The organism is Streptomyces sp. RP5T, assembly GCF_003933965.1.
Taxonomy (GTDB): domain Bacteria; phylum Actinomycetota; class Actinomycetes; order Streptomycetales; family Streptomycetaceae; genus Streptomyces.
Genome location: NZ_RSAJ01000395.1, coordinates 1 through 7,977, shown reverse-complemented (window position 1 = coordinate 7,977; position 7,977 = coordinate 1). Strand labels below are relative to the sequence as shown.

7 protein-coding genes and 1 pseudogene are annotated in these 7,977 nt (G+C 71.2%); all 8 read left to right on the top strand.

The annotated features are described in order from the left end of the window. Positions 1 to 1,275 (top strand): ROK family protein (locus EHS43_RS31075; RefSeq protein ID WP_260470795.1); only part of this gene is annotated, 1,275 nt, incomplete at its 5' end. 179 nt (positions 1,276 to 1,454) lie between these two features. Further along, entirely contained in the window at positions 1,455 to 2,522 is a 1,068-nt protein-coding gene (locus EHS43_RS31070) for an ABC transporter substrate-binding protein (protein WP_125194027.1), read from the top strand. Then, positions 2,519 to 3,364 (top strand): ABC transporter permease, encoded by an 846-nt coding sequence (locus tag EHS43_RS31065; RefSeq protein ID WP_125194026.1) that lies wholly within the window; start codon positions 2,519 to 2,521, stop codon positions 3,362 to 3,364. The genes EHS43_RS31070 and EHS43_RS31065 overlap by 4 nt, the downstream gene beginning before the upstream one ends. Beyond that, on the top strand, positions 3,340 to 4,065 hold the full coding sequence (locus tag EHS43_RS31060) for an ABC transporter ATP-binding protein (protein ID WP_125194025.1): 726 nt from the start codon (positions 3,340 to 3,342) through the stop codon (positions 4,063 to 4,065). The genes EHS43_RS31065 and EHS43_RS31060 overlap by 25 nt, the downstream gene beginning before the upstream one ends. Beyond that, entirely contained in the window at positions 4,062 to 5,399 is a 1,338-nt protein-coding gene (locus tag EHS43_RS31055) for an LLM class flavin-dependent oxidoreductase (protein ID WP_125194024.1), read from the top strand. Before EHS43_RS31060 ends, EHS43_RS31055 begins: the two co-directional genes overlap by 4 nt. A 12-nt stretch (positions 5,400 to 5,411) precedes the next feature. Then, positions 5,412 to 6,308 carry a TauD/TfdA family dioxygenase gene (locus tag EHS43_RS31050; protein ID WP_125194023.1) on the top strand — a complete coding sequence of 299 codons (897 nt, stop codon included), beginning with the start codon at positions 5,412 to 5,414 and terminating at the stop codon, positions 6,306 to 6,308. 113 nt (positions 6,309 to 6,421) lie between these two features. Next, positions 6,422 to 7,813, top strand: coding sequence for an amino acid permease (locus tag EHS43_RS31045; protein ID WP_125194022.1), 1,392 nt, complete (start codon positions 6,422 to 6,424; stop codon positions 7,811 to 7,813). A 41-nt stretch (positions 7,814 to 7,854) separates the two neighbouring features. Beyond that, a pseudogene (locus EHS43_RS31040) lies at positions 7,855 to 7,977 on the top strand (superoxide dismutase); the annotation flags it as partial.

The window sequence follows — 7,977 nt, the reverse complement described above, 5'->3', positions numbered from 1 at the left end:
ACCTCATCCCGCTCCCCTTCTCCTTCCCCTTCCCCTTCCACGGCCCGGCGCCGGACCAGCGCCAGCGTCGTCCTGCGGTCCGTGCTGGAGCACGGGCCGGTGGCGCGCAGCACCATCGCCCGGCTGACGGGGCTGTCCCCGGCCTCCGTGACCGACTACTGCTCGCGCTTCACCGAACTCGGCCTGATCCGGGAGTCGGAGACACCCCGGCGCTCCCAGGGTGTGGGACGCCCCCATGTGCCCGTGGACCTCGACGCGTCACGGTTCGTCGTGGGCGGGGTCCATGTGGCCGTCCCCCATACGACCGTTGCGCTGCTCGACCTGCGCGGCCGGGTGGTCGCCGCACGGGAGCTGCGGCACGACAGGGACGACGGGGACGGCAGGCACGGCAGGCACGGCACGGACAACGGTGCCGAGAGGCACGCACGGGCCGACCGGGCCGACCGGGCCGACCGGGCCGATGCCCCCGCGGTCCTGGCGCGGGCCGCCGACGCGCTCGCCGCGCTCCTCGCCCGGTTCCCGCGGCTGCGCTGCCTCGGCGTCGGCTTCGCGGCCGGCGGCTGGGTGGACCGGGACTCCGGGACCGTGGTCGAGCACCCCCTGCTGGGCTGGCACGAGGTGCCGGTGCGGGAACTGCTCGGCGTCCGCACCGGCCTGCCGGTCCATGTGGACGGGCACGCGCGGGCGTTGGTCAACGCCGAGCGGCTGTTCGGGCGGGCACGCGGCAGCCGGAGCATGCTGCATCTGTTCGTCGGCACCATGGTGGACGCGGCGTTCGCCACCCACGGCGAGGTGCACCACGGGCCGCGCTCCCAGGCGGGCGCGATCGCCCACCTCTCGGTGCCGGGCGGTACCGAGCCCTGCGACTGCGGGCGGACCGGGTGCCTCCAGGCGGAACTGGGCGAGCGGACGTTGTGCCGGCGGGCCCGGCGGGCGGGGATCGGCGAGGGCGGGAACCCGATGCACGTGGTCGCGGCGGCGACCGCGGGCGACCCGGTGGCGGCCCGGCTGCTGACGGAGCGCGCGGCTGCCGTGGGGCGGGCGACGCGACTGCTCCTCGACGTGCTGAACCCGGAGACGGTCGTGGTGACCGAGGTCGGCATCCTGCACCGGGAGGACTGCCTGGCCGCTCTGCGCGAGGGCGTGGGCGACGACCGGGCGGCCTGTGTCGTCCCGTCGAGTTTCCCGGACTCCGTCCTTGCCGTGGCCGGCGGTGCGGTGGCGCTGGACGTGCTCTACCGGGATCCACTGGCCGCGTCACCTGAGGCTATTTAATTCAGAAACTCCGAATGTTGACAGGGCTTCCGCGGAACCGCGAACATCCTTTTCATGAGCCCGCACCTGTACTGTCGCGCCCTTTGTTGCTGACACGTTGCCCCGTGTGACGCGCTCATTTCCTTCGCATGAACTCTTTTCTGCCGAGTTTCCCATGCGCTGATTCCAGGAGTTCTCCCATGGCCTTTTCCCGTACGTCCGGCGTCGACCGGCGACTGTTCCTCTCCTCGCTTCTCGGTGCCGCGGCCGGTGTGGCCGGGCTCAGCGGCTGCGCCACCGGCCGTGCCGCCGCCGACAGCAAGGACGCCCTGTCCGCCCCGCTCGCCGCCGAGGTCCCGGCCGGCACGAGCCTGAAGATCGCCTCGTATTCCGGCACCCAGCAACTACAGCTGAAACTCGGAAACCTGGGTGATCCGCCGTTCAAGGTGACCAGCTGGGCCAATATCAGCGCCGGCCCCGATGTCATCAACGCCTTCCGTGCCGGCTCCCTGGACGTGGCCAACAACGCGGGAATCCCGCCGATCCAGGCACATTTCCAGGGCTACGACGCGAAAATCGTCGCGATCAACATCACCCGCAAACCGAACTATCTCTTCGCCACCAAGCCCGGCAGTGACATCCGCACGGTCGGGGACTTCAGGGGCAGGAAGCTGGCGTTCTCGCAGGGGCAGGCACAAGGCGTGGTCCTGCTGCGGGCGTTGAAGCGGGCCGGGCTCGGCTACGACGAGGTGGAGCTGGTCCCGCTGACCAGCAACCAGTTCTTCACCGCTCTTCAGTCCGGCCAGGTGGACGTGGCGCCGCTCGCCAACAGCCAGGCACCCGCCTATCTCCAGCAGTACGAGGCGAAGGGCGCCCAGGCCATCACCACCGACGTGGTCGACCTGCTCAACCTGCTGTGGGCACCGGCCTCCGTGCTGGGCGACCCCGCCAAGGCCGCGGCCGTCGCCGCGTACATCCCGTACTGGGCCAAGGGCCAGGTGTGGACGTACGAGCACCCCGACCTCTGGAACGAGGAGTTCTACGTGAAGACGCAGAATCTGACCCCCGCCCAGGCGAAGGCGGTGACCGCGCTGGCCAACAAGCCGCTGTTCCCGCCGAGCTGGGACGAGGCGATCAAGTGGGAGCAGGAGACCGCGGATCTGCTGGCGGAGGGCGGCTTCGTGAAGAAGTTCGACGTCGGCGAGCTGTTCGACCACCGCTTCGAGGGCATCGCCGCGAAGTCCGTGAGCGCGGAGTACCGGAGGTGAGCGCCGTGACCACCACCACGGCCGCCACCGCCGCGGCCGCCCCGGACACCTCTCAGGTCCGCAGGCGCCGCCGGCTCTCCCCCGGCCGGCGACTGCCCGCGGCCCGGCTCGCCGGCCCGGTCCTCCTCCTGGCCCTGTGGGCCGCCGCGTCCGCCGCGGGACGGCTCGATCCGGCCGCGGTCCCGGCGCCCTGGACGGTGGTGCGCACCGGCGTCCATCTGTGGACGGCCGGGACGCTGCCCACCGACATCCTGACCTCGCTGCGGCGGGCCGCGTCCGGCTTCGCGATCGGCCTGGCCGCCGGTGTCCTGCTGGCCCTGGCCGCCGGACTCAGCCGGGTCGGCGAGGCACTCGTCGACGGGACGGTGAACCTCAACCGGGCGATCCCCACCCTCGGTCTGATCCCGCTGTTCATCCTCTGGCTGGGCATCGGCGAGTCCTTCAAGGTCGCCATCATCGCGATCGTCGTCTACATCCCGATCTATCTGAACACCCATGCCGCCCTGGCCGGCATCGACCACCGCTATGTCGAACTCGCGGAGGTGCAGGGGCTGTCGAGGTTCGCCTTCGTCCGGCAGATCGTCATCCCCGGCGCGCTGCCCGGGTTCTTCGTGGGACTCCGGCTCGGCGTCACCGGCTCCTGGCTGGGCCTGGTGGTGCTGGAGCAGATCAACGCCACCAGCGGGCTCGGCTACCTGATGTTCCAGGCCCAGAACTACGGCCAGAGCGATGTGATCCTCGTCGGCCTCGTCGTCTACGGCGTCTTCGGCCTGGTCTCCGACAGCACGGTCCGTCTCGTCGAACGGAGGGTGCTGTCATGGCGCCGCACACTGAGCAGCTGACCCGGCCGGCCGTACGACTGCGGGGCCTGACCCGGTCGTTCGACGGGCGTACCGTCCTCGACGGCATCGACCTCGACATCCCGGCCGGACAGTTCGTCGCCCTGCTCGGGCACAGCGGCTCCGGCAAGAGCACGCTGCTGCGGGCGGTGGCGGGGCTGGACCACGAGGTGGCCGGCAGTGGCCGGCTCAGCGCGCCGGAGCGGGTGTCGGTGGTCTTCCAGGACTCTCGGCTGCTGCCGTGGCGGCGGGTGCTGGACAACGTCCTGCTGGGCACGGACGGCGCGGACCGGGGGCGGGAGACGCTCGCCGAGGTGGGCCTGGCCGGCCGTGAACGCGCCTGGCCGACGGAGCTGTCCGGCGGCGAGGCCCAGCGCGCCGCGCTGGCCCGCTCGCTGGTCCGCGAGCCCGAACTCCTGCTGGCCGACGAGCCGTTCGGGGCGCTGGACGCGTTGACGCGCATCAAAATGCACGCGCTGCTGCGAGAGCTGTGGAAGCGCCACCGGCCGTCCGTCCTGCTCGTCACCCACGACGTGGACGAGGCGATCGTGCTCGCCGACCGGGTGCTCGTCCTCGAACAGGGCCGTATCGGCCTCGACCTGACCATCGACCGCCCGCACCCGCGCTCGTACCGGGATCCCCTGCTGGGCGAGTACCGCGAACGACTGCTTGCCGCACTCGGCGTCACGGAGGACCCCGCATGACCGTCAGACAGCTCCACCTCAACGCGTTCCTGATGAACACCGGCCACCACGAGGCGTCCTGGCGGCTGCCCGAGAGCGACCCGTTCGCGCACGTCTCCCTCGACCACTACGTGCGCCTCGCCCGGATCGCCGAGCGCGGGACCTTCGACTCGCTGTTCCTCGCCGACGGGCCGCAGCTGTGGAGCAGCCTCGCCCAGCGGCCCGCCGGCGCGCTGGAACCGCTCACCCTGCTGACCGCGCTGGCCACCGCCACCGAGCACATCGGGCTGATCGCGACCGCGTCCACGTCCTACAACTCGCCCTACAACCTGGCCCGGAAGTTCGCCTCGCTGGACATCATCAGCGGCGGCCGGGCGGGCTGGAACATCGTCACCACCGCCGGCGCGGAGGCCGCCCGCAACTTCGGCCTGGACGCCGAGCCCGCACACGCCGAGCGGTACGCCAGAGCCGCCGAGTTCCTCGACGTGGCGCTCAAGCTCTGGGACAGCTGGGAGGACGACGCGGTCGTCGGCGACAAGGCGGCCGGCGTCTGGGGCGACGACGCGAAGATCCACCCGCCCCGACACCGGGGGACGTACTTCGGTGTCGAGGGCGCCCTCAACGTGCCGCGCTCACCGCAGGGTTATCCCCTGCTCGTGCAGGCCGGCTCCAGTGCGGACGGCAAGGAGTTCGCGTCCCGGTACGCGGAGGCCGTGTTCACCGCCCAGCAGACCATCGAGGACGCGCGGGCCTTCTACGCCGACCTCAAGTCCCGTACCGCGGCGGCGGGCCGGGATCCCGAGCACATCAAGGTGCTGCCCGGCATCGTCCCCGTCATCGGAGCCACGGAGGCCGAGGCGCGCGCGAAGGAGCAGGAGCTGGAGGACCACATCGTGCACCGGCACGGCGTGGCCAACCTGGAGCGTCTGCTGCAACTTCCCTCGGGGACTCTGGAGTTGGACGGGCGTCTGCCCGCGGACCTGCCGCCGGAGTCCGCCGTCGAGGGCGCGAAGAGCCGTTACACGCTCGTCGTGGAGCTGGCCCGGCGCGACCGGCTCACCGTGCGGCAGCTGATCGGACGGCTCGGCGGCGGCCGCGGCCACCTCACCTTCGCCGGAACGCCCGAACAGGTCGCCGACGCCATCGGGACCTGGTTCACCCAGGGCGCCGCCGACGGCTTCAACATCATGCCCGCGGTGCTCCCCTCGGGACTCGACGCCTTCGTCGACCACGTCGTCCCGATCCTGCGCGCCCGCGGCCTGCTCCGCGAGGAGTACGGCCCGCGCCGGACCCTGCGGGAGCGCTACGGCCTGCCCCGCCCCGCCAACCAGCACGTCCAGCCCGCCTACGCCTAGGAAGGACCCCCCGTGTCCGGTATCGAGATCCGCAAGGTCACCGCGAACATCGGCGCCCATGTCTTCGGCGTCGACCTCTCCAGGCCCCTGGACGAGGAGACGGCCACCGCGCTGCGCGAGGCCCTGAACACCCACAAGGCGCTGGTCTTCAGCGAGGTGAATCTGGACGACGCGGGCCAGCAGGCCTTCGCCCGGCACTTCGGCGAGCTCACCACCGCCCATCCGACCGTGCCCGCCGTCGACGGCGCCCCGAACGTCCTGCCCGTCGACAGCGAGGGCGGTCGCGCCGCCAACAACTGGCACACCGACGTCACCTTCGTCCTCAACCCGCCCCAGGCCAGCACCCTGCGCAGCCTGACCGTCCCGCCGTACGGCGGCGAGACACTGATCGCCAACGCGGCGGCCGCCTACCGGGACCTGCCGCAGCCGCTGCGGCGCCTCGCCGACGACCTGTGGGCCGAGCACACCAACGACTACGACTACGCGGTCCCGGAAGAGGCCGTGGACGAGGAACAGGCGGCCCGCCGGGCCCAGTTCACCTCGATCAGGTACCGCACGGCCCACCCGGTGGTCCGGGTGCACCCGCTGACCGGGGAACGCGGGCTGTTCATCGGCGGGTTCGCGCAGCGGATCGTGGGCCTGTCGCGGGGCGAGTCCCGCAAGCTGCTCGACATCCTCCAGGCGTATGTGACCCGGCCCGAGAACCTGCTGCGCCACCGCTGGTCGGAGAACCAGCTGGTGCTGTTCGACAACCGCATCACCCAGCACTACGCCGTCGACAACTACGACGGCCTGCCGCGCCGGCTGCACCGGGTGACCGTCGCCGGGGACGTCCCGGTGGGTGTCGAGGGCAAGGAGAGCTGGTCGATCGAGGGCGACGCCTCGCACTACTCGGCCGTGGCCGCGTAGTCACAGCGGGTGCCCGACGGGTCCGCATGGTGGGCGGTCTCCTCTCTGACCTGGGGGGACCGCCCAGACTGTGGGCGTTTTTGCCCGTCTCACGCATTGGACGAAACGCGCCCATGCCCAGCACCGCCGTCAAGACCCCACAAGGGTCCGACGCCTCCCTGACCCACGGTCTCAAGCAGCGCCATCTGTCGATGATCGCCCTCGGCGGGGTCATCGGCGCCGGACTGTTCGTCGGTTCCGGAGCGGGGATCGCCGCCGCCGGACCGTCGATCGTCCTCGCCTACACGCTCTCCGGCCTCCTCGTGATGCTGGTGATGCGGATGCTCGGCGAGATGTCGGCCGCGTATCCCTCCTCCGGTTCCTTCTCCGCGCACGCCGAGCGGGCGATCGGCCCCTGGGCCGGCTTCACCGCCGGGTGGTCGTTCTGGGTGCTGCTGTGCACGGCCGTGGGCCTGGAGGGCATCGGCGCCGCGAAGATCGTGACCGGCTGGCTGCCGGGGACCCCCGAGTGGGCCTGGGTGGCCCTGTTCATGCTGGTCTTCTGCGCCACGAACCTGACCGCGGTGCGCAACTTCGGCGAGTTCGAGTTCTGGTTCGCGGCCCTGAAGGTGGGCGCGATCGTCCTCTTCCTGGTCCTCGGGGTGCTCGCGATCGCCGGGCTCCTGCCGGGTACGGCCGCCCCGGGCACCGCGAACCTCACCGGTCACGGGGGCTTCTTCCCGGGCGGCGGCGAGGGCCTGGTCGTCGGCCTGCTCGCCTCCGTGTTCGCGTACGGCGGTCTGGAGACGGTCACGATCGCGGCCGCGGAGTCCGAGGACCCGGTGCGGGGCGTGGCGGGCGCGGTCCGTACGGCGATGTGGCGCATCGCGCTGTTCTACATCGGCTCGATGGCCGTCATCGTCACCCTGGTCCCCTGGGACGACAAGGCGGTCGTGGAGAAGGGCCCCTACGTCGCCGCCCTCGACGAGCTGGGCATCCCCGGTGCCGGCGAGCTGATGAACGTGATCGTGCTGGTCGCCCTGCTGTCCGCGATGAACGCCAACGTCTACGGCTCCTCCCGGATCGCCCACTCGCTGGTCGGGCGGGGCCTGGGGCCGGCGTTCCTGGGGCGCGCCCCCGCCGGGGTGCCGCGCGTCGCGGTCCTCGCCTCCTGCGTGTTCGGCTTCGTCTGCGTGGTCCTCAGCTACTGGCGCCCCGACGACGTCTTCTCCTGGCTCCTCAACATGATCGGCGCGGTCATCCTGGTCGTCTGGGCCTTCGTCGCCGTCTCCCAGCTGATGCTGCGCCGCACGCTGGAACGCGAGGCCCCCGGGAAGGCGACCGTGCGCATGTGGGCCTTCCCGTATCTGACCTGGGCCGCTCTGGTGGGCATGGCGGCGATCCTCGTACTGATGGCCAGGGAGCCGGACACCCGGGTGCAGTTGTACTGGACGGGCGGCATGACGCTGGTGCTGGCGGGTGTGGGGTACGCGCGACAGAAGCGCCTTCTTGTTGCTAGCTTGTAGTTGCAAGCCTTTTGCAATAAGAGGTTCGGAGGGGACCCCGCATGCCCGTCTACACGCTGCCCGAGCTGCCCTACGACTACGCGGCGCTCGCGCCCGTGATCAGTCCCGAGATCATCGAGCTGCATCACGACAAGCACCACGCCGCCTATGTGAAGGGCGCGAAC